The organism is uncultured Xanthomonas sp., assembly GCF_964278005.1.
Taxonomy (GTDB): Bacteria; Pseudomonadota; Gammaproteobacteria; order Xanthomonadales; family Xanthomonadaceae; genus Xanthomonas_A; species Xanthomonas_A sontii.
This window is the reverse complement of the sequence record NZ_CAXYKF010000009.1, coordinates 43051-69406: the sequence shown is the minus strand read 5'-3', so window position 1 is coordinate 69406 and position 26356 is coordinate 43051. Positions and strand designations below refer to the sequence as shown.

The 26356-nt window shown below is 68.9% G+C and carries 24 protein-coding genes; 15 read left to right on the top strand and 9 right to left on the bottom strand.

Annotated features, from left to right (window positions below; translation table 11 throughout):
- Positions 1-4 precede the first annotated feature (4 nt).
- The 4 genes from dnaE (at position 5) to ACHWVH_RS05960 (ending at position 6375) form a co-directional block, all read left to right on the top strand.
- Positions 5-3595 (top strand): DNA polymerase III subunit alpha, encoded by a 3591-nt coding sequence (gene dnaE, locus ACHWVH_RS05975; protein WP_394686839.1) that lies wholly within the window; start codon positions 5-7, stop codon positions 3593-3595.
- A 55-nt stretch (positions 3596-3650) separates the two neighbouring features.
- Complete coding sequence (locus ACHWVH_RS05970) at positions 3651-4520, top strand: hypothetical protein (RefSeq protein WP_394686838.1); 870 nt, start codon at positions 3651-3653, stop codon at positions 4518-4520.
- Positions 4521-4632: 112 nt separating this feature from the next.
- Entirely contained in the window at positions 4633-5592 is a 960-nt protein-coding gene (locus ACHWVH_RS05965) for an acetyl-CoA carboxylase carboxyltransferase subunit alpha (protein WP_394686837.1), read from the top strand.
- Between the two features lie 24 nt (positions 5593-5616).
- Complete coding sequence (locus tag ACHWVH_RS05960) at positions 5617-6375, top strand: tetratricopeptide repeat protein (protein WP_017908799.1); 759 nt, start codon at positions 5617-5619, stop codon at positions 6373-6375.
- Positions 6376-6448: 73 nt separating this feature from the next.
- On the opposite strand, the gene ACHWVH_RS05955 is transcribed toward ACHWVH_RS05960, so the two are convergent.
- Positions 6449-6907: a CopD family protein gene (locus ACHWVH_RS05955; protein WP_267111596.1), complete on the bottom strand. Its 459-nt coding sequence runs from the start codon at positions 6905-6907 to the stop codon at positions 6449-6451.
- An 81-nt stretch (positions 6908-6988) separates the two neighbouring features.
- Between ACHWVH_RS05955 and ACHWVH_RS05950 the strand changes: the two genes are divergently transcribed.
- Positions 6989-7594, top strand: a complete 606-nt coding sequence (locus tag ACHWVH_RS05950; RefSeq protein ID WP_010344055.1) for a class I SAM-dependent methyltransferase — start codon at positions 6989-6991, stop codon at positions 7592-7594.
- Between the two features lie 63 nt (positions 7595-7657).
- Positions 7658-8968, top strand: coding sequence for a polyhydroxyalkanoate depolymerase (locus tag ACHWVH_RS05945; RefSeq protein WP_152238589.1), 1311 nt, complete (start codon positions 7658-7660; stop codon positions 8966-8968).
- Positions 8969-9019: 51 nt separating this feature from the next.
- Here ACHWVH_RS05945 and ACHWVH_RS05940 read toward each other — a convergent pair whose 3' ends face one another.
- Both ACHWVH_RS05940 and ACHWVH_RS05935 read right to left on the bottom strand, forming a co-directional pair.
- On the bottom strand, positions 9020-9949 hold the full coding sequence (locus tag ACHWVH_RS05940; RefSeq protein ID WP_394686836.1) for a sensor domain-containing protein: 930 nt from the start codon (positions 9947-9949) through the stop codon (positions 9020-9022).
- Positions 9946-10311 (bottom strand): PadR family transcriptional regulator, encoded by a 366-nt coding sequence (locus tag ACHWVH_RS05935; protein ID WP_017908804.1) that lies wholly within the window; start codon positions 10309-10311, stop codon positions 9946-9948. Before ACHWVH_RS05935 ends, ACHWVH_RS05940 begins: the two co-directional genes overlap by 4 nt.
- Before the next feature lie 171 nt (positions 10312-10482).
- Between ACHWVH_RS05935 and ACHWVH_RS05930 the strand changes: the two genes are divergently transcribed.
- Positions 10483-12252, top strand: coding sequence for an XVIPCD domain-containing protein (locus ACHWVH_RS05930; RefSeq protein WP_394686835.1), 1770 nt, complete (start codon positions 10483-10485; stop codon positions 12250-12252).
- A gap of 101 nt (positions 12253-12353) precedes the next feature.
- Positions 12354-13274 carry a peptidylprolyl isomerase gene (locus tag ACHWVH_RS05925; protein WP_394686834.1) on the top strand — a complete coding sequence of 307 codons (921 nt, stop codon included), beginning with the start codon at positions 12354-12356 and terminating at the stop codon, positions 13272-13274.
- Between the two features lie 30 nt (positions 13275-13304).
- Here ACHWVH_RS05925 and ACHWVH_RS05920 read toward each other — a convergent pair whose 3' ends face one another.
- A complete protein-coding gene (locus ACHWVH_RS05920) occupies positions 13305-13817 on the bottom strand; it encodes a DinB family protein (protein WP_394686833.1) in 513 nt (170 codons plus the stop codon).
- Between the two features lie 78 nt (positions 13818-13895).
- The gene (locus ACHWVH_RS05915; protein ID WP_017915767.1) at positions 13896-14822 is read right to left on the bottom strand and encodes a DMT family transporter; all 927 of its coding nucleotides are present in this window, start codon (positions 14820-14822) and stop codon (positions 13896-13898) included.
- A 216-nt stretch (positions 14823-15038) separates the two neighbouring features.
- Between ACHWVH_RS05915 and ACHWVH_RS05910 the strand changes: the two genes are divergently transcribed.
- Positions 15039-15980, top strand: coding sequence for a LysR substrate-binding domain-containing protein (locus ACHWVH_RS05910; RefSeq protein ID WP_017908809.1), 942 nt, complete (start codon positions 15039-15041; stop codon positions 15978-15980).
- 100 nt (positions 15981-16080) lie between these two features.
- Here the strand turns inward: ACHWVH_RS05910 and ACHWVH_RS05905 are convergent, their stop codons facing one another.
- Positions 16081-16467: a hypothetical protein gene (locus ACHWVH_RS05905; protein WP_152237365.1), complete on the bottom strand. Its 387-nt coding sequence runs from the start codon at positions 16465-16467 to the stop codon at positions 16081-16083.
- Positions 16468-16679: 212 nt separating this feature from the next.
- On the opposite strand from ACHWVH_RS05905, the gene ACHWVH_RS05900 reads away from it, so the two are divergent.
- From ACHWVH_RS05900 to ACHWVH_RS05880, 5 genes are all read left to right on the top strand, one after another.
- The gene (locus ACHWVH_RS05900) at positions 16680-17786 is read left to right on the top strand and encodes a sensor histidine kinase (RefSeq protein WP_295927860.1); all 1107 of its coding nucleotides are present in this window, start codon (positions 16680-16682) and stop codon (positions 17784-17786) included.
- Complete coding sequence (locus ACHWVH_RS05895; protein WP_394686832.1) at positions 17783-18562, top strand: LytR/AlgR family response regulator transcription factor; 780 nt, start codon at positions 17783-17785, stop codon at positions 18560-18562. The genes ACHWVH_RS05900 and ACHWVH_RS05895 overlap by 4 nt, the downstream gene beginning before the upstream one ends.
- Positions 18563-18721: 159 nt before the next feature.
- A complete protein-coding gene (locus ACHWVH_RS05890) occupies positions 18722-19036 on the top strand; it encodes a metalloregulator ArsR/SmtB family transcription factor (protein WP_017909067.1) in 315 nt (104 codons plus the stop codon).
- Between the two features lie 30 nt (positions 19037-19066).
- The gene (locus tag ACHWVH_RS05885) at positions 19067-20500 is read left to right on the top strand and encodes a DUF2867 domain-containing protein (RefSeq protein ID WP_394686831.1); all 1434 of its coding nucleotides are present in this window, start codon (positions 19067-19069) and stop codon (positions 20498-20500) included.
- 66 nt (positions 20501-20566) lie between these two features.
- Positions 20567-20860, top strand: coding sequence for a hypothetical protein (locus ACHWVH_RS05880; RefSeq protein WP_017909065.1), 294 nt, complete (start codon positions 20567-20569; stop codon positions 20858-20860).
- A 371-nt stretch (positions 20861-21231) separates the two neighbouring features.
- On the opposite strand, the gene ACHWVH_RS05875 is transcribed toward ACHWVH_RS05880, so the two are convergent.
- Positions 21232-22059 carry a DUF4349 domain-containing protein gene (locus tag ACHWVH_RS05875; RefSeq protein ID WP_394686871.1) on the bottom strand — a complete coding sequence of 276 codons (828 nt, stop codon included), beginning with the start codon at positions 22057-22059 and terminating at the stop codon, positions 21232-21234.
- Positions 22060-22313: 254 nt separating this feature from the next.
- Here ACHWVH_RS05875 and ACHWVH_RS05870 point away from each other — a divergent pair, with 254 nt between their 5' ends.
- Positions 22314-24128, top strand: a complete 1815-nt coding sequence (locus ACHWVH_RS05870) for a DUF885 domain-containing protein (protein WP_295927867.1) — start codon at positions 22314-22316, stop codon at positions 24126-24128.
- 498 nt (positions 24129-24626) lie between these two features.
- Here the strand turns inward: ACHWVH_RS05870 and queA are convergent, their stop codons facing one another.
- Together queA and ACHWVH_RS05860 are read right to left on the bottom strand one after the other, a co-directional pair.
- Positions 24627-25676 (bottom strand): tRNA preQ1(34) S-adenosylmethionine ribosyltransferase-isomerase QueA, encoded by a 1050-nt coding sequence (queA, locus tag ACHWVH_RS05865; RefSeq protein ID WP_295927869.1) that lies wholly within the window; start codon positions 25674-25676, stop codon positions 24627-24629.
- 134 nt (positions 25677-25810) lie between these two features.
- Positions 25811-26242, bottom strand: a complete 432-nt coding sequence (locus tag ACHWVH_RS05860) for an Lrp/AsnC family transcriptional regulator (RefSeq protein ID WP_017909210.1) — start codon at positions 26240-26242, stop codon at positions 25811-25813.
- Between the last annotated feature and the right edge of the window lie 114 nt (positions 26243-26356).

Sequence of the window (26356 nt, the reverse complement as noted above, 5' to 3'; positions counted from 1 at the left end):
CCGCATGTCCACTTCCCGCTTCGCCCATCTGCACATCCACACCGAGTTCTCGCTGGCGGATTCGACCATCCGTGTGCCCGAGAAACCGGATCAGGCTGACCCGAAGAAAGCCAAGCAGGCCAACCTGCTCAGCCGCGCGGTGGAGCTGGACCTGCCCGCGCTGGCGGTCACCGACCTCAACAACCTGTTCGCGCTGGTCAAGTTCTACAAGGCCGCCGAGGGCGTGGGCATCAAGCCGATCGCCGGCGCCGACCTGCTGATCGCCGCCGGCACCCAGGCGCCGTGGCGGCTGACCGTGCTGTGCCGCAATCGCGACGGCTACCTGAGCCTGTCGCGACTGCTGACCCGCGCGTGGCTGGAAGGCCACCGCAACGAAGGCGGCGTGGCGCTGCGCCCGGAATGGCTGCAGACCGGCAGCGACAACCTGTTCGCGCTGGCCGGCCGCGAGAGCCTGGCCGGGCGCCTGGCCAGCGAAGGCCGCCACGATCTGGCCGAGCAGCAACTGGCCGACTGGCAGCGCATCTTCGGCGACGGCCTGCACCTGGAACTGACCCGCACCGGCCGCGATGGCGAGGAGGCGTTCAACCAGTTCGCCCTGCACGCCGCCGGCACCCGCGGCCTGCCGGTGATCGCCAGCAACGACGTGCGCTTCCTGTACGCCAGCGACTTCGCCGCGCACGAGGCGCGCGTGTGCATCTCCTCCGGCCGCGTGCTCGACGATCCCAAGCGACCGCGCGACTACAGCGACCAGCAGTACCTGAAGTCGGCCGAGGAAATGGCCGCGCTGTTCGCCGACATCCCCGACGCGATCGACAACACCCTGGCGCTGGCGCAACGCTGCAACATCGAGATGCAGCTGGGCACCTACTTCCTGCCCGCCTATCCGGTGCCCGACGACGAGACGCTGGACAGCTGGATCCGCAGCCAGTCGCGCGACGGCCTGGCCGCGCGCCTGGAAAAGAACCCGCTGGCGCCCGGCAAGACCCGCCAGGACTACGTGGACCGGCTCGAGTTCGAGCTGGACACGATCATCAAGATGGGCTTCCCCGGCTACTTCCTGATCGTGGCCGACTTCATCCAGTGGGGCAAGAACCAGGGCATCCCGATCGGCCCGGGCCGCGGCTCCGGCGCCGGTTCGCTGGTGGCGTGGGCGCTGCAGATCACCGACCTGGATCCGTTGCCGTACAACCTGCTGTTCGAACGCTTCCTCAACCCGGAACGCGTGTCGATGCCCGACTTCGACATCGACTTCTGCATGGATCGCCGCGACGAGGTGATCGACTACGTGGCGCGCAAGTACGGCCGCGACCGGGTCAGCCAGATCATCACCTACGGCACCATGGCGGCCAAGGCGGTGGTGCGCGACTGCGGCCGCGTGCTCGGCTTCCCGTACGGCCTGGTCGACGGCGTCGCCAAGCTGATCCCCAACATCCTCGGCATCACCCTGAAGGATGCGATGGGCGAAGGCAAGGACAGCGAGATGGCCTCGCCGGAGCTGATCCAGCGCTACCAGGCCGAGGACGACGTCCGCGACCTGATGGACCTGGCGCGGCAGCTCGAGGACCTCACCCGCAATGCCGGCAAGCACGCCGGCGGCGTGGTGATCGCGCCGACGCCGCTGTCCGACTTCTGCCCGCTGTTCGCCGAACACGACGTCGACACCTTCGGCAAGAACCCGGTCACCCAGTTCGACAAGGACGACGTCGAGCAGGTCGGCCTGGTCAAGTTCGACTTCCTCGGCCTGCGCACCCTGACCATCATCGACTGGGCGGTGAAGGCGATCAACGTGCGCCACGCGCGCGCCGGCATCCCGCCGGTGGAGATCGCCACGATCCCGCTCGACGACGCGCCGACCTACAAGGGCATCTTCGCCTCGGGCAACACCGGCGCGGTGTTCCAGTTCGAATCCTCGGGCATGCGCCGGCTGCTGAAGGACGCCCGCCCCGACCGTTTCGAGGATCTGATCGCGCTGGTCTCGCTGTACCGCCCCGGCCCGATGGACCTGATCCCCTCGTTCAACGCGCGCAAGCACGGGCAGGAGGAGATCGTCTATCCCGATCCGCGCACCGAAGCGATCCTGAAGGACACCTACGGCATCATGGTGTACCAGGAGCAGGTGATGCAGATGGCGCAGATCGTCGGCGGCTACTCGCTGGGCGGCGCCGACCTGCTGCGCCGCGCGATGGGCAAGAAGGTGCCGGCGGAAATGGCCAAGCACCGCGAGATCTTCCGCGAGGGTGCGGCCAAGGGCGGCGTCGGCGAGGCCAAGGCCGACGAAATCTTCGACCTGATGGAGAAGTTCGCCGGCTACGGCTTCAACAAGTCGCACGCCGCCGCCTACGCGCTGGTCAGCTACCAGACCGCGTGGCTGAAACGCCATTACCCGGCCGAGTTCATGGCGGCCACCCTGTCCTCGGACATGGACAACACCGACAAGGTGGTCGGCTTCCTCGACGAGGTGCGCAACCTCGGCATGACCGTGCTGCCGCCGCGCATCAACGCCTCGGCCTACATGTTCGAGGCGGCCACGCCGGACACCATCCAGTACGGCCTGGGCGCGATCAAGGGCGTGGGCCGCGGCGCCTGCGAGGCGATCGTGGCCGAGCGCGAGCGCGGCGGCGAGTACGCCTCGCTGCTGGATTTCTGCACCCGCGTGGAATCGGCCAAGCTCAACAAGCGCACCCTCGAGGCGATGATCAACGCCGGCGCGATGGACGGGCTGGGCGCCAACCGCGCCACGCTGATGCTGCAGTTGCCGGAGGTGATGAAGGCCACCGAGCAGATGGCGCGCGAGCGCGCCTCCGGACAGAACTCGCTGTTCGGCGGCGCGGACACCAGCGCCCCGGCGCTGCGCCTGGACCTGCCGGAAAGCAAGGAATGGCCGCTGGGCCAGTTGCTGGCCGGCGAGCGCGAGACGCTGGGCTTCTACCTCAGCGGCCATCCGTTCGATCCGTACCGCGACGAAGTGCGCGAACTGGTTGGCTGCGACCTGAGCGCGCTGGAGAAGATCTGCGCGCAATCCGGCGGCGGCCGCGGCGGTGGCGGCGACGGCGAGAAGCGCGCCTGGCGCCCGGAGGTCAGCGCGATCCTCGCCGGCCAGGTGGTCGGCGTGCGCCGCAAGGGTGACAGCCAGGTGTTCGTGCAACTGGAGGACGGCCGCGGCCGCATCGAGTGCAGCGCATTCTCCGACGCCATCGCCGAGTTCGGCCACCTGCTGACCCGCGACCGCATCCTGATCGTCAAGGGCGGCGTGCGCGAGGACGAATTCAACGGCGGCTACGCGATGCGCATCCGCCAGTGCTGGGACTACGAGCAGATCTGCACGCACCACGCGCAGCGCCTGTCGCTGCGCCTGGACCTGCGCCAGCGCAGCGCCTGGCCGCGCATCGACGGTCTGCTCGCCCGCCACCGCCCGGGCAAGACCCCCCTGCGCCTGGACCTGCTGCTGCAGTCGGCGCAGGGCGGCATCGCCGGCATGCTCGACCTCAACGGCAGCCATTCGGTGCGCGTGGACCCGCAACTGCTGGACGCCCTGCGCGGCGACCCGGCGGTGCGTGCGGTGAAGGTCAAATACAACCCGCCATGGGCGAACTGAGCCTGGCGCGCAGCGCGGCGCGCCCGTTGCACATGGCCGAAGGAAGGATGCCGCGATGAAGACCGTGCTGTTCCCGTTCGCTGCCGCGCTCGCGCTGGCGGCGTGTTCCTCGTCCAAGGTCGACTTCCAGATCGACAACCCCACCGCCGCGCCGCTGTCGATCACGCTCGACGGCAAGACCCTACAGGTGCCGGCACAGCAGGCGCAGCCGGTGACGTTGGCGGCCGGCGAGCACCACCTGCGCAGCGAACGCCTGGGCGATGTGCGCTTCATCGTCTACGCCGATACCAGGGGCGGACTGATCAATCCGACCCTGAGCGAGTACGTGACCGCGAACGCGATCTACCTCACCGGCCCGGACAAGGCGAAGAACTTCGGTTCGATCAACGCGCGGATCGAACTGAACGGCGTCACCTTCGAAGGCCCGTTCAAACAGACCCACAACCTGTTCATCGACAAGGACTGGACCTTCGGCGTGCGCGAGCCGTTCCCGGACGAGCAGGTCGTCGCGCATGTCGATGCCAGCGGCGGCAAGATCGACCGCAAGATCTTCACTGCGCCGGACTTCATCGCCTACGTCGAGACCGGCATGGGCCAGCCCGGCGCGTTCGAGCGCGCGCGGCCGGGCCGTTACGTGACGCCGCGCTTCGCGCTGGAGAAGGCCCCGGCGACGTTGCCGCCGCTGGACCCGGCCTACGAGGCCCATGCCGGCCCGCTGCGCGCGCTCTACGCGCGCCACCTGCGCGCGACCAGCGCCGACGCGCAGCGTGCCCTGCGCAAGGAAGCCTTCCAGGCGCAGATGGCGTTCACCACCGCCACCGCGACGCTGGGCGCCTCGCTGCCGCCCTCGGCCAACGAGGCATGCAACACCTTCGTGCACGCCTTCGGCGAGCTGACCGGGCGCAGTGCGCTGGTCGTTCCCTGAGCCGCCGCCGCCGGCCAGCCGCGCCCCGCCGGCCTTTCCACACCGCAGCGTACGGGCAGTTGCCGTACATTCGGCTAAGCTTCCCCACCTTTGATCCATCCGACGGCTTCCAATGAACCCGAACTACCTCGACTTCGAGCAACCCATCGCCGATCTGGAAGCCAAGATCCAGGAACTGCGCAACGCCAGCACCGGCCCGGCGGTCAACGTCGATGCCGAGGTCAGCGCGCTGGAAGACAAGCTGCGGGTGCGCACGGCGCAGATCTTCCGCGACCTGTCCTCGTGGCAGATCTCGCAGCTGGCGCGGCATCCGCAGCGCCCGTACACGCTGGACTACATCAACGTGTTCTGCGACGAGTTCCAGGAACTGGCCGGCGACCGCGCGTTCGCCGACGACAAGGCCATCGTCGGCGGCCTGGGCCGCATCGACGGCCGCGCGGTGGTGATCATCGGCCACCAGAAGGGCCGCGACACCAAGAGCAAGATCGCGCGCAATTTCGGCATGCCGCGCCCGGAGGGCTACCGCAAGGCGCTGCGCCTGATGAAGCTGGCCGAGCGCTTCAAGCTGCCGCTGCTGACCTTCATCGACACCCCCGGCGCCTACCCCGGCATCGGCGCCGAGGAGCGCGGCCAGAGCGAAGCGATCGCGCGCAACCTGCTGGAAATGGCCGAACTGAAGGTGCCGGTGATCTGCACCGTGATCGGCGAAGGCGGCTCCGGCGGCGCGCTGGCGATCGGCGTGGGCGACCGCACCCTGATGCTGGAATACGGCACCTATTCGGTGATCTCTCCGGAAGGCTGCGCCTCGATCCTGTGGAAGGACGCCTCCAAAGCCAAGGACGCCGCCGAACAGCTCGGCCTGACCGCCAAGCGCCTGTCCGCGCTGGGCCTGGTCGACAAGGTGATCCGCGAACCGATCGGCGGCGCCCACCGCAACCCCACGCAGATGGCCAAGCGCCTGAAGGCGGTCCTGCTCAACGAACTGCACGCCCTGGAACAGCAGCCGATCGAGCAGTTGCTGGAGAAGCGCTACGCGCGCCTGCGCAGCTACGGGGCGTACGAAGTGGCCTGATCGCGACACAAGGAAGCGTTGTCCATGAATCCCATCGTCCTGCTGTCGCTGGCCTTGCAGTTGGCCTGCTGCGTGCACGTGGTGCGCAGCGGCCGCCCGCTGTATTGGATCTTCATCCTGCTGATCTTTTCGTATCTGGGGATCCTGATCTACGTGATCGCCGAACTGCTGCCGGAGTGGCGCAACGATCCGCGCGCGCGCCGCCACCTGCGCAAGGTCGGTGCCACGCTCGATCCGAACCGCGACAAGCGCACCGCCGGCAATCGCCTGGAACTGGCCGACACCGTGGACAACCGCCGGCAACTGGCCGAGGTGCACCTGGATAACGGCGAGTACGCGCAGGCGGCCGAGGTGTTCGAGAGCGGCTTGCGCGGCATCCACCGCGACGACCCCGGACTACTGCTCGGACTGGCCAAGGCGCAGTTCGGCCTGGACCAGCCGGCCGCGGTGAAAGCCACGCTGGACCGGCTGATCGCCGCCAACCCGCAGTTCCGCTCGCAAGACGGCCACCTGCTCTACGCGCGCGCCACCGAGGCGCTGGGCCAGACCGACGCGGCGCTGGAGGAATACGCCGCGCTCGCCGACGACTACCCCGGCGAAGAAGCGCGCGTGCGCTACGCGCAACTGCTGCAGCGCGCGGGCCAGCCGCAGCGCGCCGGCGAAGTGTTCAACGAAGTACTGAAGCGCTCCAGCCTGGCCCCACGCTACTACCAGCGCGACCAACGCCAGTGGATCGACCTGGCCCGCAGCGAACTGAAGCAACTCGACAGCCGCAACGCCTAGCTGCTGGCGCAAACCCGGAAAGGGTCGGAAACGGGGACTTTCGAATCCCCAATCCCAAATCCCCAATCCCCGCTCAAAACGGCTTGGCCAGCACCAGCCAGATCACCACCAGCAGCGCCAGCACCGGCACCTCGTTGAACAGGCGCAGCGCGCGCGAGGACGGCAGCGCGCCAGCCTGGCCGACGCGCTTGAGCCAGCGGCCGGTGAAGATGTAGTAGGCCAGCATCAACGCCACCAGGCCGAGCTTGGCGTGCAGCCAGCCGCTGAGGCCGGGCGCAACGACCATCGGCATGGCGTTCGGCAGCACCTTGTAGCCCAGCCACAACGCCAGCCCCAGCAGCAGCGCCAGACCGAACATGCTGTGGCCGAAGCGGTACAGGCGCCGCCCCATCAGCGCCAGGCGCTCCTGCACCTGCGGCTGGCCCTCACTCTCGGCGACGTTGACCAGGATCCGCGGCAGGTAGAACACCGCCGCCATCCATGCGATCACGAACAGCAGATGCAGGGACTTGATCCACAGGTAGAGTTGCATGCGCTGGCTCCGTGTCGCTGGCGTAGGATGTGCGGCCATTTTCGCCGATTCGTCCGGCGCCCGCACGGACCACACGCCCGCATGGACAAACAGTACGACGCCGACTACTTCCAGCGCTGGTATCGCCGCGACGGCATCGGCGATGCCGCGCGCCTGGCGCGCAAGGTCGCGCTCGCCGTGGCCCAGGCGGAGTACTACCTGGAACGGCCGATCCGCAGCGTGCTCGACATCGGCTGCGGCGAAGGCGCCTGGCGCGCGCCGCTGCTGAAGCTGCGGCCGAAACTGCGCTATCTCGGCTTCGACAGCAGCGACTACGCCGTCGCCCGCTACGGCCGCCACCGCAACCTGCACCCGGCGCGCTTCGGCGATTTCGCCTGGCTGCGGCCGTGCGCACCGGTGGACCTGCTGGTGTGTTCGGACGTGCTGCACTACGTGCCAAGTCGCGAACTGCGCCAGGGTCTGCCCGGCCTGGTGGAGCTGTGTGGCGGGGTGGCGTTCCTGGAGACCTTCGCCGCCGAGGACGACTTCGACGGCGACCACGCCGGCTTCCAGCCCCGCGCGGCGCGCTGGTACCGGCGCCAGTTCGGTGCGCTCGGGCTGCGCCCGGTGGGCAGTCATTGCTGGCTGGCGCCAGCGCTGGCGGGGGATGCGGCGGCCCTGGAGACGATTGGTCTGGTGCCCCATTAAGGTGCAAACCGCGCGGATGCGTTATGCTGCACGGCAGCATACGCTCAGGATGGAAACACCGGCATGCTCTACCAGTGGCACGAACTGACCCGTAACCTGCTCGCCCCCTGGGTGCATCAGGCCGAAGCCAACGCCAAGATCTTCTCCGACCCCAACAGCCTGTGGTCGACGCTGCCCGGCGCCGAGCGCCTGGCCGCGAGCAACGAGTTGATGCACCGCCTGGGCAAGGACTACGAGAAGCCGGCCTGGGCGCTGGACCATGTCGAAGTCGACGGCCACGCCCTGCCGATCGTCGAGCAGGAAGTGCTGCGCAAGCCGTTCTGCCGCCTGCTGCGCTTCAAGCGCTTCAGCGACGACGCCAAGGTCGTGGACGGACTCAAGAAGCAGCCGGCCGTGCTGGTGGTGGCGCCGCTGTCCGGCCACCACGCCACCCTGCTGCGCGACACCGTGCGCACCCTGCTGCGCGACCACAAGGTCTACGTCACCGACTGGATCGACGCGCGCATGGTGCCGCAGTCCGAAGGCGACTTCGGCCTGGACGACTACGTGCGCTACGTGCAGGACTTCATCCGCCACATCGGCGCCGAATCGCTGCACGTGATGAGCGTGTGCCAGCCGACCGTGCCGGTGCTGGCCGCGGTCTCGCTGATGGCCGGGCGCGGCGAGACCACGCCGCGCTCGCTGGTGATGATGGGCGGGCCGATCGACGCGCGCCGCAGCCCCACCGAAGTCAACAACCTGGCCACGCGCAATCCGCTGTCCTGGTTCGAGCACAACGTCATCCATACCGTGCCGCCGGCCTACCCCGGCCACGGTCGCGCCGTCTACCCGGGCTTCCTGCAGCACATCGGTTTCCTGGCGATGAACCCGAGCCGGCATTTCATGTCGCACTGGGATTTCTACGCCAATCTGGTCAAGGGCGACCTGCAGGACGCCGAGGCGCACCGCCGCTTCTACGACGAGTACAACGCGGTGCTGGACATGCCGGCCACCTACTACCTGGACACCATCCGCGTGGTGTTCCAGGAATTCCTGCTGCCGCGCGGCGAATGGGTGATCGACGGCGAACGCGTCGACCCGGCCGCGATCCGCGACACCGCGCTGCTCAGCATCGAAGGCGAACTGGACGACATCTCCGGCCTGGGCCAGACCGCGGCCGCGCAGGACCTGTGCACCGGCATTCCCGCGGCGCGCCGCCAGCACCTGGAAGTGCAAGGCGCCGGCCATTACGGCATCTTCAGCGGCCGTCGCTGGCGCGACATCGTGTATCCGCAGGTGCGCAGCTTCATCGCCGCCAATGCCGGCGCCAGCCGCGCGTCGGCGGCCGGCAACGTCACCCCGCTCAAGCGCCGCGGCAGCCGCAAGGCGGGCTGAGCGGCATCTCGCCCGCGGCGACCACGCCGCAGGCGATCGTGCATCAGGACATCAGGGCGCCTCGCTGCGCACCAGCAGGTGCTTGGCCAGCAGGCCATGCGCCTTGCCGAAGCCGCGCGACAGGTGCAGGGTGACGAAGAACAGCAGGCCGCCGAGCACGCTCATCAGCACCAGCGGCAACCAGGTCTCGCTGCCGCTCCACTGCGTGCTCCCCATGTTGATCGTCAGGTGCGCGATGTCCGGGTCCAGCAAGGCCGCCGGCGAGAACAGCAGGGCGAAGGACATGCTCAGCAAGGCCGCGAATACCGTGAAGTAGACGATCCCCAGCGGCAGCATCAGCAGGAAGTACAGCATCGTGGTCCAGGTGCGCGCATCGGTGAACATCTGCCCGATGCGCTGCAGCCACGGCTGTTGCGGTGCGCTGTACAGCGGCCGCCGCGGCATGCGCTCGCCCAGCAGCACTTCCACCACGCGCCCCTCCACCAGCGACAGCAGCCGCACCGACCCGAAGAACAGCACCAGCAGCGGCACCCCGACGATCAGGATCAGCAAGCCCGCCGACACGCTGACGCCGGTGACCAGCCAGGTGAAGTAGAAGATGCCGGTGACCAGCGACAGCAGCATGTAGAACAGGCTGCCGTAGGCGCGCGGGTCGGCGACCACGCCAAAGAAGCGGCCGGGCAACGATTTGCGCTTGGGCGGCGCCGGCGGCTTCAGCGCGCGGTTCACCGTGACCTCGGTATCGCGGTAGATCTCGGCCACTTCCTCCGGTGCGCCGTAGCTGCCGGCGACGCCGGCGATGACCTCGGCCTCGCTCTTGCCCGGCTGCTCGGCCAGCTCCGAGCGCAGGTATTCCTCCGCGTCGTACAGCGCGTCCTGGACCAGCGCGGGGTCGGCGCCGGCCAGCGCCGCGCGCAGTTGCGCCAGGTAGTCGGGAATGGTGGTCGGCAAGGGCCGCGGTGCGGTGTGTGCGCTGCTCATTCTGAAATCCCCTTCAGCACGGAATCGACGGAATCGCGGGTGGCGCGCCACGCCGCGGCCCATTGCCGCAGCGTGGAAAGACCCGCCGCGGTGATGCGGTAGTAACGCCGTGGCGGCCCCGCCACCGACGGCTCGACATGGCTGGACAGCAGCCCCGCCGCCTCAAGGTTGCGCAGTACCGGGTACAGCGCGCTCTGCTTGCCGCTGAGCACGCCCTCGCCCACCTGCTCCAGGCGCTTGGCGATCAGGTAGCCGTACAGCGGCGCCTCGGCCGCGGCCAAGACCGCCAGCAGGGCCAGCGACACGGTGCCGGCGCTCAGCTCCTTCTGGAATTTCTTCAGCTGTGCATCCGGCTCGACCATGACGCCCTCGCTAGGTTGAGCTAGATACTAGTAACGAGTTCAACATAGTGATCGTGCCATTGGTCATGCACGCCGCCCAGACGCCGCGATTGCCGCGGCAAACGTTTCGACAACGTCGCGCGCCCTACACTCGTGACGGTTCCGTTCCACATGCATTCCAGGAGGTATCGCATGAGCCCGTCCCCCACCGAACAGCAACCCGGCCAGGCCACCGACCCGAGCTTCGCCAGTTCCGGCAACCAATACTCCGCTGGCCCGATCAAGCGGGATCCGAACGCTGGCGCAGGCTCGCTCGAGTACAGCCGTACGGTCACCGAAGCCAGGCGTGGCCCACTGGAGTACGCCTTGGTGCAGACCGGCAAGGTCGGCGCCGGCAGCAAACAGGAAGACGGCAAGACCGTGTTCAACGTGGAGATGGAATTCACCCAGGGCCATCGCATCGAGGGCGCATTCAAGGCCGGGCGCCTGGCCGTCGACGGCAGCCTGACCCAGGCGGTCGGCGAGCGCGGCCGCTACGAGGTGCGCCTGCCCGGCGAGGCCAAGGCCGAAGCCGCCGCCCAGGTGAATCCGTTCGACCCGCAGACCATCCCGGTGGACGGCAGCGTCAAGCTCGATGGCCAGGCCTTCGCCAAGACCTCGATGGAGGCGACGTTTCGCGGCTTGGCCACCTCCAGCGAGCGCACCGATGCGGCCGGCATGAGCTACGCCGTGCAGCGCGTGGACGAGCACAGCGTGCGCGTGGCGGTCGGCCCGACCCAGGCGCTGGAGCGGCTGGAGGCGGTCGGATTCAAGACCGACATCGCCCAGGCCATGCTCGGCCGCCAGGACGCGCTCGGCCAGGCGACCATGCGCACCGCCACCTTCGACCTGCGCGAGCCGCAGGCGCAAGCCGCCTATCGCGACTTCCTGGCCAGCGGCAAGCTCGCCGCCAACGTACCCGGCGTCAGCGACGTACAGAAGGTCGAAAGCCTCACGATGAGTTCGGAAACCCGTGCCCAACTCGCGGTAGGCCCGTTCAAGGCCGAGCTGGGCGGCCAGCGCAACACCGGGGAGAACGTGCGCACCACCTATGCCGACGGCAGCTACAGTCTGGTCGGCAAGGTGCAGTACGCCGGCAACGTGCCGATGACCATGACCCGCCAGTTCGACGCCGCGAACAACGAGCGCGTGGACGAACGCAGCTACCAGTTCAAGTTCGACAAGGTCGACGAGAACCAGGCGCAGCTGCTCAACTCGGTGCTCGCCGGCAAGGCCGGTGCCGCGGGTCCGGCGAAGGCCGGCCAGGAGCTCACCCTGCACTTCTCCGAGCGGCAGATGGATGCGCTGCGTCAGCAGTACCAGCGCGCGGCGCAGGCCAGCCCGATGACCGCGCACGAGGCGGCGCAGTACGCCAAGCAAAGTCCGCAGGACTTCGCGATCGGCCTGGCGCGCAACCTGGGCAATTCCCAGTACGGCCTGAGCGAGCGCCTGTTCCGCGTGGCCGACAGCGCCGGCGGCACGCCGGGCGGCGATCTGCAACGCATCGACGCCAAGGCCGAAACGCCAGAGCAGAAGTCGCCGACGGCGCCGACACGCGCCACCGGCAGCGGGCCGGAGCCGCACGCCGCTGCCGCCGCCGACCCGCGGCAACAGGCGATGCAGCAGGCGATCGAGCGCAAGCTCACCCCGTACGACGCCAACGTCGCCAGCAACTTGCTGCTGGCAGCCAGGCGCGACGGCCTGACCCAGGTCGATCACGTGCTGCGCAACGACAACGGCCGCGTGTTCGCGGTGCAGGGCGACCCCAGCGCCGGCGACAAGCGGGTGGCCTACGTGGACGCCGCGCAGGCGGCCACCATCCCGGCGGCGGAAAGCGCCAGGCAACTGGCCGCGCTGCCGCCGCTGCCGAACCAGGCGCCGGTGCAGGACACACAGGAACCGCAGAAGCGCGCGCTGTCGTAGACAGCGCTGTCGGCGGCACGGCGGTCGCGCCATGCCGCTGGCACATTGGCAGCGGCCGCCGCTTCGGTGAGAATCGGGCGCTCACCGACCGGGCCGCCCTCATGCCGCTGCGCACTTCCCTGCTCGCCCTCGCGTTGTCGCTGTCCACCTTCGCCGCGTCGGCCGGGGCACCGCCGCCGGCCGTGCCCTACCGCAGCCCGCAACAGATCCTGGACGCATCCAAGCCCAGCGACTGGCGCACGCTGGATCCGGCGAACACGCTGTACCTGGAACTGGACACCGGCCGGGTGATCATCGAACTGGCGCCGGCGTTCGCGCCGCAACACGTCGGCAACATCCGCACCCTGGCCCACGAGCACTTCTGGGACGGCCTGAGCATCTACCGCGCGCAGGACAATTTCGTGGTGCAGTTCGGCGACCCCGACGGCGAGGAGCCGGGCAAGGCCAGGTCGCTGGGCAGCGCCAAGACCCACCTGCCCGCCGAATTCCAGCGCCCGGCCGCGGGCCTGGCGTTCCAGCCCCTGCCCGACCGCGACGGCTGGGCGCCGCAGGTGGGCTTCGTCGACGGCTTTCCGGTGGCGCGCGATCCCAAGGCCGGCACCGCCTGGCTGGCGCATTGCTACGGCACGCTCGGCGCCGGCCGCAACAACGACGAAGACAGCAGCATCGGCGCCGAACTGTACGTGGTCACCGGGCAATCGCCGCGGCAACTGGACCGCAACATCACCGTGGTCGGCCGCGTGGTCAAGGGCATGGAACTGCTCAGCGTGATCCCGCGCGGGCCGGACCCGATGGGCTTCTACGAAAAACCCGAACAACGCACCCCGATCCACGCCATCCGCCTGGCCAGCGATGTGCCGGAGAACGAGCGCACCCCGCTGCAATTGCTGCGCACCGATACGCGCACCTTCCGCGAGGTGGTCGAGGCGCGACGCAACCGCCGCGACGATTTCTACAAGCGTCCGGCCGGGCACATCGACCTGTGCAATGTGCCGCTGCCGGTGCGTACGCCGCCGAAGTGACGCGTCATGCGCGCGCCGGACGGTGCGCGCTCAGGCGCCGCCGACGCTGCGCCGCTGCGGTTGCTGCGCGTGCAGGAAGCGGGTGAACAGTTCGCGCGGCTGCTCCACGCCGCACTCGGTCAACAGCATGGCGATGTTGCCGCGGTGGAAAGCGCCATGCGCGAGCACGTGGAACAGCATTTCCTCTCGGCGCATGCGGCCGGCATCGCCATCGGTGAAATGGAAGGCCAGTGTCTGCTGCAAGGCGGGCGCGTCGATCCGGGCGACATAGTCGGCATACCACCGGTCCGATTCGGCCACCGCCGCACCCAGCGCCTTCAGTTCCGGCGTCTGCGGCGTATTGCTCGCGGTGAACGCATGCGTGCCGCCCTCCAGGTGCGCAGCGAAGATCCGGTCCACCACGTAGGTATGGTTCAACAGCCGGATCGCGCGCTGCCGCTGCGCCGGAAACGCCGCACCATCGATCTGCGCCAGCGCCTGCAGCAGTTCGGCGTTGGCCCAGGCCTTGAAGGCGAACTGCGATGCGAGCAGGGAATCGGTCATTGCGTCGTTCTCAGGCAAAGTGTGGACACGGAATTTGCGGCGCGCCGACGTCCTCGCGCACGCCTGCCAGTTGCGCCGCTACCGCGCGCGCTGGCTGAAGGCGACGCTGCCCAGGATCAGCATGCCGGCCAGCAACATGGTCCAGGTCAGCGGCTCGCCGAGGATCGCCCAGGCCAGCAGCGCGCCGAACACCGGCACCAGATAGGTCACCGTCGACGCGCGCGCCGGGCCGATGCGCTGGATCAACCGGTAGTACAACAGGAACGCCAGGCCGGTGCAGAGCACGCCCAGGCCGCCGGCGCAGGCCCAGGCCACCGCCGGTACCGGTGCGGCCGGCCAGTGCGTCCAGGCCAGCGGCGCCAGCAGCAACGCGCTACAGCCCAGGGTTGACGCCGCCGCCGCGGCCGGCGGCAGATCGCTCATGTGCCGCTTCACCAGGCTGTAGCCGATGCCGTACAGCAGGGAGGCAGTGGTGCCGGCCAGCGCGGCGGGGCCCACGCTGATGCCGGCCGACTTGCCGGTGGCGAGCACCACGATGCCGGCGAAGCCGATCAACAGCGCCAGCGCGCGGCGCGTGCCGATCTTCTCGCCGAAAAACAGGAAGGCGATCAAGGCGGTGAACAGCACGGTCATCGCGTTGCAGATCGCGCCGATCGCCGCCGGCGCATGTTGCGCGCCCCAGGCGAAGAGCAGGAACGGCAGCGCCGAGTTGAGCAAGCCGATCGCCGCCAGGGTCGGCCAGCGCCGCAACGGGAAGCGCGCCCGCGCCAGCCACAGGAACGGCAGCAGCACCGCCGCGCCCAGCGCCAGGCGCAGTTCCACCAGCGCGTAGGCGCCGAACTGCGGCGCGGCCACGCGCATGAACAGGAACGAGCAGCCCCAGACGACGCCGAGGAAACCCAGTTCCAGCGGCGTGCGCCAGTCGCGGGCGGGCGCGCCGTCGGATGCGGAGGCAGCAGCCGCGGAGGCGATGGCCGGCTGCAGGGAAGGATCGGAGGTGGGCATGGAAGAGGCTCGCGGTCGATCGGACACGCGCCGCAGCGGTCGTGCGACGCCACGCATCCGCTGCCGGCTGAGGACGCCGGGCGGCACATCCGCACCGACTCCGCATCACCGCTGCCCGCCGCGCATGTCGTGTTCGGCTGCCAGCATCGCCCTGCACCACGGGGCCGACAAGCGCGTAGTATCGTCGCGAGCCACAAATCTGCCGCGTGTCTGCTCATGCAACTGCGCCCGTCCCTGCTGCCCGCACTCGGCGTGTTCGCCGCCGCGGCGCGCCACCAGAACTTCGCCCATGCCGCGGAGGAACTGCATCTCACCGCCAGCGCGGTCAGCCACCATGTGCGGCGCCTGGAAGCCCTGCTCGGCGCCACGCTGTTCCAGCGCCACGCGCGCGGGGTCAAGCTGACCGCCGAAGGCCGGCAACTGGCCGATGCCGCCAGCGCGGCGCTGGCCGACATCGCCGCGGTCGCCGGCAACCTGCATCCGCAGGCCGACACCGCGCCGCTGCGCCTCACCACGCTGCGCTCGCTCTCGTACTGCTGGCTGCTGCCACGCCTGCCGCGCTTCTGCCAGGCGTATCCGCACGTGCGGCTGGACATCCAGACCGATGCGGCGTTCTCGCGCTTCGAGGAGGGCGGCCCGGATCTGGGCATCCGCTACGGCCAGGGCGCCTGGCCGGGCCTGACCTCGCACCATCTGATGGACGACGAACTGTTCCCGGTCGCCTCGCCCGCCCTGCCGCAACTGGCGACGCTGCGCCGACCCGAGCAGATCGCGCAGTTGCCGCTGCTCACCGACATGTCGCCACAGGGCTGGCGCGACTGGTTCCGCGCCGCCGGCGTGCGCGGTGTGGCGCTGCCGCCCATGCACACCTTCAACGACAGCACCGATGCGATGCGCGCGGCGGTGTACGGCGTGGGCGCGGTGCTGGCACGCAAGCACATCGCCCAGCCCTACCTGCAGCGTTACGAACTGGTGCGCCTGCCCGGCCCGGCGCTGACCGCGCGCTATTCCTACTACATCGTGCATCCGACCCACCGCCTGCTCAGCCCGGCCGCCAGCCACTTCGTCGACTGGCTCAAGCGCGAGGCGCTGGACGAGCGCACGCCGATGCCGGCGCTGCCGGCGGAACTGCTCGGGTTGCCACCGAAGGCGGGCTAGCGCCCCTCTCCGCACGCATTCGCAGGCGCGGCCTCCGCCGCGACGGAGAGCGCCTTGCGACGACACAGTCGCACGGCGACGAAGCCGAACGCGGCGCGCGTCAGGGCGACGTTCCTGCGGCTCCCGCGACCTGCAACGCACGCGCGCCCGGCTGCAGGCGCGGCAACGGCCGGATGCGCACGCGGTGGGCACAGACGTCCACATCCGGATACAGCATCGAACGTCCGTTGCGAAAGGTGAAGCGGAGGTCGTAGCGGCATGCGGCGCCTGCGAGCGGGAAGGTCGCTGCGTCGCCGCCACCCCGCAACGGCGCACCGAGCGCGACGTCACGGAAGGCATGGCTGCCTGGGGCAGCGACTGCCAGCGCCGTCAGCGCGTCGTAGGCGCGGTTGCTCAACTCCAGATAGCGAACCGGCTCGGCAGCGGCCGCCGCTGCGGTCGCGACGGACAGGGAAAGGGTCAAGGCAAGGACACGGATCGAGGGCATGACAGAGCTCCGATGGGAAGGATTCGCCAGCCGCGAGGGAACAAATTCCCTTGGTGCTGACGTGCCCATCAGGCCGTGTAGCCGTGCGGCTGCAAATCGATTCGGGACGAATCGTCGTTCTCGCGCTCCCAATCGTAGTGCGCGCGCATCGGCGCTTTCCATGGCGTGTCGCTGCGCCTAGGATGCGCCCGTCACCCCTCGGCCATCGCTGGATGAACGTCCGACTCGGCAGTACCCAAATCAGCCTGTGGCGCTATGTCGCGCTGTGGACGCTGGTGGCTATGGTGTTCATGCTTCAGAACATCATCAACAACGGTGCGTCTGCCGGCAGGTGGCCTCTGGAGGTGCTCATCCGGTGGTCGCTGATCCAGTGGTACAGCTGGGCCCTCCTGGCGCCCACCGTCTTCCGGCTCGCCGAACGTTTCCCCGTCCGCGGCGCCCAGCGCTTCCACGGGCTTGGCGCGCAGGCAGCCGCAAGCCTGTGCGTGACGTTCGCCGCGATGGTCATCGGCGCGCTGGTCTCCACTCTGTTCGAGCCCAGCGGTTTCGCTGAACAACTGGGGTATTTCCTGGAGCAGCACTTCGCCATCGGGTTGCTGACCTACTGGACCTTGTTCGCGATCCAGCAAGCGCTGCACTTCCACGCCGAGAAGGCCCGGCGCGACGTGGAAGCCAGCCGTCTGGCCGCCGAACTCGCGCAGTCGCGCCTGCAAGCGCTGAAGAGCCAGCTGCAACCGCATTTCCTGTTCAACACGCTGCATGCCATCGTCACCCTGCTGGACGAAGACACCGTCGCCGCCGAGGACATGCTGCTGCGGTTGAGCGAACTGCTGCGCGCCTTCCTGGAAGACTACGACGGCCAGGAAATCACCCTGGAACGCGAACTGGCCCTGCTCGACCTGTATCTCGGCATCCAGCGCAAGCGCTATGGCGAGCGCCTGAGCACGAAGCTCTATGTCGCGCCCGGCACGCTGCACTGCGCAGTGCCCAGCCTGCTGCTGCAACCGCTGGTGGAGAATGCGATCCGCCATGGCATCGGCCAACGTGTCGGCAGCGACCGCATCGAGATCGAGTGCCGACGCGAAGGCGAAACGCTGTCCATCGAAGTGCGCAACGGCAACAGCACGCTGCAGGACAACAGCAGTGCGGGCGGACACGGCATCGGTTTCTCCAATAGCCGCCTGCGGCTGAAGGAACTCTACGGCGACAACGCCGACATCCGGCTCGACATGCTCTATCCGCAGGGCGTGTCCTGCCGTATCCGGCTGCCGTTCCGCGAACTGGACGCCGAGGACGCCCCGGAGCACGTCGCAGCATGAGCATCACGGCGCTGGTCATCGACGACGAACCGATCGCGCGCCACGCCATCGTGCGACTGCTGCGCGCCGATCCGGCCATCGCGCTGCTGGGCGAATGCGGCGATGGCGCCTCCGCGGTGATCGCGATCCGCAGCCAATCGCCCGACCTGGTGTTCCTGGACATCCAGATGCCGGCCATGACCGGCATGGACGTCGTCGCCACGATCGGCGCGGCCAACATGCCGGCGACGATCTTCGTCACCGCCTACGAGCAGTACGCGGTCCGTGCGTTCGAGGCCAATGCGGTGGACTATCTGGTCAAGCCCTTCAGCCGCGAACGCTTCGCCGAGACGTTGCAACGCGCCAAACGACGACTGTCCTTCAGCAGCGGCGCGGGTTCCTTTGTCGAGGCACGCATTCTGCAGACCCTGGATGCGCTGCGCCAACGCGACGACTATCTGCAACGGATTCCGGTACGCGTCGACGAAGCGGTGGTGCTGGTCGCGGTCGAGGACATCGTCTGGATCAAGGCCAGTCGCAACACGGTGCTGATCCACCTGGCCGACCGCACCCATGAACTGCGCGAGACCATGGCCACGCTGGCCGCGCGGCTGGACCCGCGCCACTTCGCCCGCGTGCATCGATCGGCGATCGTCAACCTGCGTCGGGTGAGGGCGATCCACCCCTGGTTCAACGGCCACCACGTGGTCACCATGGAGACGGGGCAGCAACTGCGGATGAGCCGCTACCAGCACGAAGCCTTCCTGCGCCTGGTGACGACACACAAGGAAGGTTGACGAACGGGGGGCTGCGCCCGTCACCTCTTCAACACGGCGGCTCTTCTCATGGATGGCGAACCTCCTTGGGGGAAACCGCGTCACCGCGCCGATTCGGCACTTGACATAGACAAGGCAACACGTCATTAATTAACTAATTCGTTAATTAGCTAATCCCCGATGTCCATCGACCGCGTCTTCGAAGCCCTCGCCTCGCGCCCCCGCCGCGAGATCCTGGCCTACCTGTCGGCACAGGAACTCACGGCCGGCGAGATCGGGCAGCGCTTCGCGATGAGCGCGCCGGCGATCTCGCGGCATCTGTCCGTGCTGGAAGCGGCCGGGCTGGTGGCGAGCGAGCGCCGCGGCCAGTTCGTGGTCTACCGGCTCACCCCCGACAACCTGGTCAACACCCTCAGCGGTTTCGCCTTCGAGATCTGCCCCAGCGCCGGCCCGCTCAAGCGCGAGTCGCGCAGGCAGGCCAAGCGCACCGCCTGACCCATCCGCCACGGCAACAGGAGTCCGCCGATGACCGCCGCACCGCTCAGCGAACACGCCGCCGCACAAACCGGATTCCCCTCGGTGCGCCTGCCCTCCTACAGCGGTGGCTTGCCGGTGGAGGTCATCCTGATCGCCCAGCTCGGCGTCGGCGCCGGCGATCCGCTGATCGCCCAGGCTTGCCTGCGCCAGCGCGCGCATCCGCAGTTCCGCGACGCGCTGGACGAACCCTCGGCGCGCCTGGCCGGCACCGATTTCGGCAACGGCGAGTCCACCGCGCTGTATTCGTTCGCGGTCGGCAGCGGCGGCCATCCGTTCCATTGCCATGCCGGGCATCGCATGTTCACCGCGATCACCGGCAGCGGCGGCGCGCTGCTGCGTTTCAGCACCGCCTCGCCGGCGCAGCTGGCGCAGGATCCGCAGCAGTTCCTCGCCGCGCTGCGCCATGTCGAATTGCCCGCCGACTGCCTGTTCAGTGTGCGCTTTGGCGGCGGCACCTGGCACCAGTTCGCGCCGCTGCGTGCGCAGTCCGGGCATCCGGCGTTCTTCGCCCTGTCCTGCCACAGCGACGAAGCCGGCGGCACGCTGGCCGAGGACGTGCGCGCGCAGGTGCTGGCCGGCACTGCCGATATCGCCACGCTCACCGAATTGCTGCCGGCGCCGGTCGCGACCCTGCTGGCATCGCCGCAGGCGCACGGGCTGGCCGTACCGACCGTGCGACTGTCGCTGGCGGCCTCGCCGGGCAGCCGGCGCCTGGCCTGGTGTGCCGGCCTGCGCGCCCTCAGCGGTCGCCTGCGGCAGCGGCTGGGTGCCTGGCGGCATCCGGCCGGCTTCGCGGCACTGGCGCCGCGCCTGTCGCGGGCGCGGGTGACGCCGCAGTTGCTGCCCGGCTCGCTGCTCGAACCGCAGCTGCCCGCGCACCATCACCAGGACAGCGTGCGGCTGACGGTGCCGGCGCAGGCGCTGCGGCCACTGGGAGCGCATGCGCTGATGACGGCGTTGCTGGACGGTTTCCTGCAGCACCCGCCGCGCGGCGTGACCTGGCTGATGCGCCTGCGCAACGTGCTGGTGGCGCCGCTGCGGCTGCGCACCTCGCCGCTGGGCTGCCCGGTGTCCTCGCTGCTGTCGCCGCAGCGCGATCAACTGTTTGCCGGGCGGTTCCCGGTGCTGGCGCAGGCCTCCACCGCGCAGGCGCGGCGCGTGCAGGTGCTGCTCGGTGCCGACGATCGCCACCTGGTGTTCCGCAGTTGCGTCGGGGTGACGCTGCGCGACGACGGCAGCGCCGAACTGAGCCTGGAAACGCGGGTGGCCTGCCGCAACCGCTTCGGGCACCTGTACATGGCGCTGATCGCCGCCGCGCATCGCCGCTACATTGCCCCGACGCTGCTGCGCGCGGCCGCCGAGGCGCTGCTGCTGCCCGTGGCCGAACATGCCGGGCCGGATGCGGTCGCGCCGATGCATTGAGCGCGTCATCACCCCGCCTTAGCCGATGCCTGCCTAGCCTGCGCCTTCCCCCCAAGAGGAAGGCCCATGCCCCAGCTCCGCATCCGCATCACCGGTAGCGAGGACGATGCCCGCGCCATCATCAACCTGCTGTCGAGCCTGGATGGCATCGAACACGTCGAGGAAATCGACGACCTGATGCCGCACATGGACGACGACGATTCCAGTTCCGCCGGCCTGCCCGACGACCAGGGACCGGGCACCCACGAAGTGGAAGTGGAGGCCGGCAACGCCGCCACCGCCCAGAAGGTGCGCGAGGCCGTGGAAGCCCTGGCGTTCGAACTGGACGTGGTCGTGGAGTTCGAACAGGACGAAGGCTGAGGGCCTGCATCCGGGACGTTGCGCCGCATGGCGCAGCGTCCTGGCGTGCCCATGGCCAGCATCCTGGATTTCTAGAGGCGCCAGCCGTGCCTCAGGTACCCGACTTCAAGGCGTCGGGACTGAAGTCCCTCCCACAGTGCCCGCAGCCAATGTATCGCGAGCCCCGGCAGGAGTCGTTTTGCTGTTGCTCAAGCTTGAGGGTCAGACGAGAAGAACGGTAGCAGCCGCTTCAGCCGCGACCCGCCACCCATCGTCGTTCACGGCTCCTGGATGACATGCCACCGTTCCGTCGGCAACGCGTGGCAACACCGCGCGCGCTCACCTCCATCCGCTCCCGCCCGATTTCATCGGACGGGAACCGCGCCTGTCTCCTAGGCCGAACGACGCCGACGTCGGCGCCAGGCGATCAGCCGCCACAGCGCATAGCCGAGCAGCACGAATGGGGCCAACCCCACCACCGCGCGAATCGCCCAGGCGATCGATCCGGCAAAGATTTCGCCGCTGTCGCGCAGCGCCTCGCCGATGTCGCTGCGGCTCCGCTCGGCGGTCGGCGCGGCGAAGGTCAGCGTCACCCGCTGCGTATCCAGGCGCCGGCGCTGCTGTGCGGCTTCCTGGCTGGTGGCGAGCAATTGCGTCTCCACGGCGGCCAGTTTCTCCGACAGCGCGATCATGTCGGCCACGCTGAGATCGCGGCGCTGCTGGAACTCCTGCAGGCGCCGCTGCTCGGCCTGCAGGCGCTGGCGCTGCGCGTCGTTGTCCTGCACCGCCTGCGCCAGATCCTCGGCATGGGTGGTGCGGCTTTCGATCTGGCCGTCCTGGCCCGCCTGCGCGATCAACGGCTCGACCCCGGCCGGCGCGATCCGCACGCTGAGCTCACCGCGCGGCTGCTCGCCGCCGCGCTGCTCGACCTGCAACACGGTGCATGCGCCGAAACTGGATTTCAGGCAGCTTTCCTGGAGTTGCTTGAGCCGCGCGGGAATCTGTGCCACCGGCAATGCCACATCGACCTCGTGCTCATAGGCCAGGGACGGCATGGCGAAAGCGCCGGGACTCGGCGGCGGCGCTGCGACGGCTGCCTCTGCCGCCTGCGCTGCGGCCTCGGCGGCACTGGCCGCGCTACCGGCGGCATCGGCGGAATAGAGATGAGCGGCCGGCAGCGCCGCGCTCTCGCCTCCCCGGCTGCAGGCAGCGATCGACACCGCCAGCGCCAGGGAAGCGCCCCAACGACACCAGCGCCCACGCGCAGGCGCGACGACATCGAGCGTGCCAGCCGCTGCTGCGACGCCATCCGGATCGAACGCGGTGTCGCCTACGACATGGCCACGATGGCGGCGTCCCTTGTCCTGCATTGCAGTGCTCCTGAATGGCGAAAGCGTTCAGGGTAATCCAATGGCAGGGGCGCTGGCAGCACGGCGCAGCTACCCTGGTGGATCGACCCACTCCAGGAACCCCGATGCGCAAGCACCTGCTCGCCGCCGCCCTGCTCGCCGCCCTTGCCGGCTGCCAGAAACCCGCCGACGCGCCTGCCGCCAGCAACGCCGCCCCCGGCTCGGCCGCCGCCGCGGCGGACCCGGCCGCCGACACTGCGTTCGCCGCGCTTTCCAAGCGCGCCGTCGACACCTGGATGCAGCTGTCCCCGGTCGGCGCCACCCAGACCGGCGATCACCGCTACGACAGCGAACTGGACGACCTCAGCGCCGCGGGCCGGCAGAAGAGCCTGGACGCGAGCAAGCAGTTGCTGGCCGAGCTGGACAAGCTCGACGTCACCAAGCTCTCGCGCGAGAACCAGGTGGACGCGGCGATCCTGCGCAACCAGTTGCAGTCGGACATCTGGAACAGCGAGGTGGCACAAGGCTGGGCGACCGACCCGCAGGTCTACAACGGCCTGGCCGGCGGCGCGATCTACGGACTGATGGCGCGCGAGTTCGCGCCGCTGCCGGAGCGGCTGAAGTCGGCCACCGCGCGCATGGAGAAGATCCCGGCGCTGTTCGCGCAGGCGCGCGCCAACCTGGACCCGGCGCGCGTGTCGGAGATCAGCGCCAAGACCGTGGCCAAGCAGAACCGCGGCATCCTCAGCATCGTCGACAGCTTCATCGTCCCGCACATCCAGGAACTGCCGCAGGCCGACGCGCAGCGCCTGCAGGCGGCGATCGACGGCCTGAAGAAGGCCGTGACCGAACAGCAGACCTGGCTGGACCAGACCCTGGTGCCCAACGCCAAGGGCGACTTCCGCCTTGGGGCGGAGAAGTACGACCAGAAGCTGAAGTTCGCGCTCAACTCCTCGCTGTCGCGCGCCGACATCAAGCAGCGCGCCGAGGCCGAGCTCACGCGCGTGCGCCAGGACATGTACGGCATCGCCCGCACCGTGCTCAAGGACAAACCCGGCGCGCCGCCGCTGGTGGATGCGCCCAGCGACGAACAGCAGCAGAAGGCGATCGAGGCGGCGCTGGAGCTGGCCTATGCGCAGCATCCGGCGCGCGACAAGGTGGTCGAGGCCGCCAAGGCCTCGCTGGCCGATGCCACCGACTTCGTGCGCAAGAAGGACCTGGTGACCCTGCCCGACGCGCCGGTGGACATCATCCTGATGCCCGAATTCCAACGCGGCGTGGCGGTGGCGTACTGCGATTCGCCCGGTCCGCTGGACAAGAACCTGAAGACCTTCTACGCGGTGTCGCCGATTCCCGACGACTGGACCGCGCAGCAGGCCGACTCGTTCCTGCGCGAGTACAACAGCCGCATGATCCACCTGCTGAGCATCCACGAGGGCGTGCCCGGGCATTACGTGGAAGGCTGGCATTCGGCCAAGTTCCCGTCGACGCTGCGCGGCGTGCTGCGCTCGGGCGTGTTCGCCGAAGGCTGGGCGGTGTACACCGAGCGGATGATGCAGGAGCAGGGTTATCTGGACAACGATCCGCTGTTCCACCTGGTGCAGCTGAAGTTCTATCTGCGCAGCATCGCCAACGCACTGCTCGACCAGGGCGTGCACGTGGACGGCTGGAGCAAGGAACAGGCGCTGCACCTGATGGTCCACGACACCTTCCAGCAGCAGAGCGAAGCCGAGGGCAAGTGGGTGCGCGCGCAGCTGACTTCGGCGCAGCTGCCGACCTACTTCGTCGGCGTGCAGGAGCACCTGGATCTGCGCAAGGCGATGCAGGACAAGCTCGGCACCAAGTTCAACCTCAAGACCTACCACGACCAGGTGCTGTCTTACGGCGCCCCGCCGGTGCGGTTCGTGCGCGAACTGATGCTGGACGAGCCGATCAAGTAGTCGGGATTGGGGAGTCGGGATGACGGGCCTGCGGCCGTGGTGAAGCCCTTGAGGATTGGCAAGAACGTCTGGCCCCTGCTGCTGCATGGTCGTTGATACGGGCGCGATACCGTGTCTGCGCGATGCGGGGTTGATGGGCTGTCGCTGCGCGCTGCCTCCCCCTCACCCCACCCCCTCTCCCGGCGGGAGAGGGGCTTTGGCCTCTCCCTTCTCCCCTCGGGAGAAGGTGCCCCGAAGGGGCGGATGAGGGTACGGGCGCCGCCTCGTGCAATCACGCGGATGCAGGCAAGTTTCGCGACGCTTCGCGGTGGCTTGCATTTTGTGCAGCGGCAGGCCAGAGGTGAGGCGCGAGGTCAGGCACCGCCAGCGCGACGACGCCTGCTCATCGGTGCGCGGCGCACGCGTCGTCGATGCGTTCACCGGCTGGGCGTAACAACGCCACCATCTTCGCCAACGCGTTCGATCGACGGCCGCCACGACCGCACGACCTCACGCGGGTCAGCCCACGCGGTCTGCCGGCGTCTCGCTGCTCCACAACAGCATCGCGTCGCCGTAGCTGAAGAAGCGGTAGCGCTCGGCGATGGCGTGGCGATAGGCGGCGAAGATGCGCTCGCGGCCGGCGAAGGCCGAGACCATCATCAGCAGTGTGCTCTCGGGCAGATGGAAGTTGGTCACCATCGCGTCGACGCTGCGGATGCGGTAGCCGGGCAGGATGAAGATCTGCGTCTCGCCGGCGAACGGATGCAGTTCGCCGTCCTTGGACGCGCTCTCCAGCGCGCGCACCACCGTGGTCCCCACCGCGATCACGCGGCCGCCGGCCGCACGCCTGCGCCGCACCTGCTCGACCAGGCTGGCGCCGACGTTGAGCCACTCGCGGTGCATCTGGTGCTGCTCCAGCGCTTCCACCCGCACCGGCTGGAAGGTGCCGGCACCGACGTGCAGGGTCACATGCCCGACCTCGACCCCGCGCTGCTGCAGCGCCTGCAGCAAGGGCGCGTCGAAATGCAGCCCGGCGGTCGGCGCGGCGACCGCGCCAGCCTCGCGCGCGAACACGGTCTGGTAGCGCTCGCGGTCGTCCAAGCCCGGCTCGCGGCGGATGTACGGCGGCAACGGCAAGCGTCCTGCCTGCTGCAGCCAGTGCTCCAGCGCGCCGTCCACATGGAACTGCAACTGGTAGAACTCGCCATCGCGGCCCAGCACCTCGGCCTCGCCGCCGGCATCCAGGGCGATGCGCGCCCCGGCCTTGGGCGACTTGCTCACGCCCAGCTGCGCCCGCGCGCGCTGGCCGCCGAGCAGCCGCTCGATCAGGATCTCGACCCGCCCGCCGGTGCTCTTCTGCCCGAACAGCCGCGCCGGGATCACCCGCGTGTCGTTGAAGATCAGCAGGTCGCCGGCACGCAGCAGTTCCGGCAGATCGCGCACGTGCCGATCGGCGAAGGCCGCCGGCGCCGGCGGTACCAGCAACAGCCGGCTGGCCGAGCGCTCGGCCAGCGGTTCCTGCGCGATCAGGTCTTCAGGCAGGTCGTAGTGGAAATCGGACTTTTTCAAGGCGCCGGGGGAGATCGGGAATGGGCCGGCCATTGTAGCGGCGGCGGGATTGGGCATTCGGGATTGGGGATTCGTTGAAGCAAAGCGGGATCGCACTGTTGCGAAGCCCCATTACAATTCCGAATCCCGGCGCTTCACCGCTCGAATTTCGTGGACAGAATGATCGACGAGGTCGTGCGCTCCACCCCGTCCAGCGCGCCGATGCGGTCGGTCAGTTCGTCCATGTCGTTGACGCCCGGCACCACGCCGAGCGCGATCAGGTCGAAGGAGCCGCTGACCGAATGCAGCACGCGCACCGCATCGATCTCGCGCAGTGCCTTGACCACCGAGGTCATCTTCTTCGGCAGCACGGTGATCAGGATGTGGGCGCGGATATGGCCCTGTTCGTAGTCGTCGCGGGTGCGCACGGTATAGCCGCAGATCACGCCCTCGCGCTCCAGACGCTCGATCCGGCTCTGCACGGTGGTCCGCGACACGCCCAGGCGACGGGCGATCTGGGCGGTGGAGGCGCGCGCGTCCTCGCGCAGCAGCGACAGCAGGGCATCGTCGGAGGCGGTGATCTTCATGACCACCGATTTTCGTCGAATCGACGAAAATGCGTCAATTCCTGCACGGATTCACGCTGCCATTCGACGATCCTGTCCCGATAATAGACAGGATCGTCGCCAGACAGCCCGCCT

Bases quoted from the DNA above. Each gene is read 5' to 3' on its own strand.
- ACHWVH_RS05940 (WP_394686836.1), bottom strand. From the start codon at position 9,949: ATGAGCAGCGCACACACCGCACCGCGGCCCTTGCCGACCACCATTCCC.
- ACHWVH_RS05930 (WP_394686835.1), top strand. From the start codon at position 10,483: ATGAGCCCGTCCCCCACCGAACAGCAACCCGGCCAGGCCACCGACCCG.
- ACHWVH_RS05950 (WP_010344055.1), top strand. From the start codon at position 6,989: ATGGACAAACAGTACGACGCCGACTACTTCCAGCGCTGGTATCGCCGC.
- ACHWVH_RS05860 (WP_017909210.1), bottom strand. From the start codon at position 26,242: ATGAAGATCACCGCCTCCGACGATGCCCTGCTGTCGCTGCTGCGCGAG.
- ACHWVH_RS05910 (WP_017908809.1), top strand. From the start codon at position 15,039: ATGCAACTGCGCCCGTCCCTGCTGCCCGCACTCGGCGTGTTCGCCGCC.
- ACHWVH_RS05965 (WP_394686837.1), top strand. From the start codon at position 4,633: ATGAACCCGAACTACCTCGACTTCGAGCAACCCATCGCCGATCTGGAA.
- ACHWVH_RS05955 (WP_267111596.1), bottom strand. From the start codon at position 6,907: ATGCAACTCTACCTGTGGATCAAGTCCCTGCATCTGCTGTTCGTGATC.
- ACHWVH_RS05925 (WP_394686834.1), top strand. From the start codon at position 12,354: ATGCCGCTGCGCACTTCCCTGCTCGCCCTCGCGTTGTCGCTGTCCACC.
- ACHWVH_RS05885 (WP_394686831.1), top strand. From the start codon at position 19,067: ATGACCGCCGCACCGCTCAGCGAACACGCCGCCGCACAAACCGGATTC.
- ACHWVH_RS05915 (WP_017915767.1), bottom strand. From the start codon at position 14,822: ATGCCCACCTCCGATCCTTCCCTGCAGCCGGCCATCGCCTCCGCGGCT.
- ACHWVH_RS05895 (WP_394686832.1), top strand. From the start codon at position 17,783: ATGAGCATCACGGCGCTGGTCATCGACGACGAACCGATCGCGCGCCAC.
- ACHWVH_RS05920 (WP_394686833.1), bottom strand. From the start codon at position 13,817: ATGACCGATTCCCTGCTCGCATCGCAGTTCGCCTTCAAGGCCTGGGCC.
- ACHWVH_RS05890 (WP_017909067.1), top strand. From the start codon at position 18,722: ATGTCCATCGACCGCGTCTTCGAAGCCCTCGCCTCGCGCCCCCGCCGC.
- ACHWVH_RS05900 (WP_295927860.1), top strand. From the start codon at position 16,680: ATGAACGTCCGACTCGGCAGTACCCAAATCAGCCTGTGGCGCTATGTC.
- ACHWVH_RS05870 (WP_295927867.1), top strand. From the start codon at position 22,314: ATGCGCAAGCACCTGCTCGCCGCCGCCCTGCTCGCCGCCCTTGCCGGC.
- ACHWVH_RS05880 (WP_017909065.1), top strand. From the start codon at position 20,567: ATGCCCCAGCTCCGCATCCGCATCACCGGTAGCGAGGACGATGCCCGC.
- dnaE (WP_394686839.1), top strand. From the start codon at position 5: ATGTCCACTTCCCGCTTCGCCCATCTGCACATCCACACCGAGTTCTCG.
- ACHWVH_RS05935 (WP_017908804.1), bottom strand. From the start codon at position 10,311: ATGGTCGAGCCGGATGCACAGCTGAAGAAATTCCAGAAGGAGCTGAGC.
- ACHWVH_RS05970 (WP_394686838.1), top strand. From the start codon at position 3,651: ATGAAGACCGTGCTGTTCCCGTTCGCTGCCGCGCTCGCGCTGGCGGCG.
- ACHWVH_RS05960 (WP_017908799.1), top strand. From the start codon at position 5,617: ATGAATCCCATCGTCCTGCTGTCGCTGGCCTTGCAGTTGGCCTGCTGC.
- ACHWVH_RS05905 (WP_152237365.1), bottom strand. From the start codon at position 16,467: ATGCCCTCGATCCGTGTCCTTGCCTTGACCCTTTCCCTGTCCGTCGCG.
- ACHWVH_RS05945 (WP_152238589.1), top strand. From the start codon at position 7,658: ATGCTCTACCAGTGGCACGAACTGACCCGTAACCTGCTCGCCCCCTGG.